General features: G+C 69.6%; 1 protein-coding gene. It reads right to left on the bottom strand.

Annotated features, from left to right (window positions below; translation table 11 throughout):
- Positions 1 to 44: 44 nt before the first annotated feature.
- Positions 45 to 1,310 (bottom strand): IS701 family transposase, encoded by a 1,266-nt coding sequence (locus AOK15_RS35915; protein ID WP_055522641.1) that lies wholly within the window; start codon positions 1,308 to 1,310, stop codon positions 45 to 47.
- Positions 1,311 to 1,434 lie beyond the last annotated feature (124 nt).

Here is a 1,434-nt window from a genome sequence, read left to right as displayed (position 1 = left end):
GGTTGCGAGGAGTGTCTGCAGCTCGCGGACGACTTGGTAGAGACTCAGGCCGACGCCGTGTCTTTTGGGGCACGGGCCAGTCGCTGCAGGGTGCAGAAGGCATGTGCGACGGAGACGAGGGTGACGTGGTGGTGCCAGCCGCCCCAGGTCCGGCCCTCGAAATGGGCCAGGCCCAGGGCCTGCTTCATTTCCCGGTAGTCGTGCTCGATCCTCCAGCGGAGCTTGGCCAGCCGGACCAGGGTGGTCAGCGGGGTGTCTTCGGGTAGGTCTGACAGCCAGAACTGGACTGGCTCGCTCTCGCTTGCGGGCCATTCGGCCAGCAGCCAGCGCACGGGCAGTTCCGGGCCGTCGGTGGCCTGGCGGATCTCGCGTCCGGCGGGCCTGATCCGTAGGGCCACGAAACGGGAGTACATGCGCTTGAAGCCGGAGCGGCCGGTGCCGGGCCGGGAGCCCTCCCGCCACTGCACCGGCCGTGCGGCCCTCCGGCCCGCCGCGATGACCAGCTCCTTCACCGACCGGGCAGGGTCGGGGTACTTCGGTACCGGCGGACGCCCGTTGCCCGGGTACGGCTCGCACACCGGGACTGCGTCGGCGGGCTGTGCCGACATGGTGGTGGAGATCCCGACCACGTACTTCAGGCCGCGGACCTGCAGTCCGTGCCGGAAGGCCGCGGCGTCGCCGTATCCGGCGTCCGCGATGGCCAGCGGCACATCGATCCCCCAGGAGCGGGTCTCATCGAGCATGTCCAGGGCCAGCTGCCACTTCTCCACGTGCCCGATGTCGTCGGGGATGCCGCAGGCAGTGCGACGGGCGAGCTTGCCGGGGTCGGCCTTCGGTGAGGCCGGGTCCCAGGTCTGAGGCAGGAACAGTCGCCAGTTGACCGCCGTCGAGGCGTGGCCGGACGCGAGGTGGAGCGAGACGCCCACCTGGCAGTTGGTGACCTTGCCGGCGGTACCGGTGTACTGCCGCGACACGCACGCCGAAGCGGTCCCGTCCTTCAGGAAGCCCGTGTCGTCGAAGACCACGGCTTTCGGCCGGATCAGCGCCTCCATCCGCCAGGCCAGCTGGGCCCGGATGTGCGCCGGGTCCCAGGGGCTGGTGGTGATGAAGTTGGCCAGAGCCTGACGGTTGCCGTCAGCCCCGAGCCGGGCGGCCATCGGCTCGATGGACTTACGCCGCCCGTCGGTCAGCAATCCCCGCAGGTATACCTGCCCCCACCGGCGCTGGTCCTTGCGCGCGAACGGCTCGAACACCTCCGCCGCGAACGTCTCCAACTCACCGCGCACCAAGTCGATCTCGTCCGGAGTCACACCCGCCTAACGCCACACCGAACCCGGAAGACACGCACCACCACAACCGACCTGACCAAGCACTACTAGTGGCTGTCGTCAAACTCCCGCCTGTCCTGCGACGCCCGGCACGCACTCTCGCCGC

The organism is Streptomyces ossamyceticus (assembly GCF_001418475.1).
Taxonomy (GTDB): Bacteria; Actinomycetota; Actinomycetes; order Streptomycetales; family Streptomycetaceae; genus Streptomyces; species Streptomyces ossamyceticus.
This window is presented reverse-complemented; position numbering and strand designations above follow the sequence as displayed.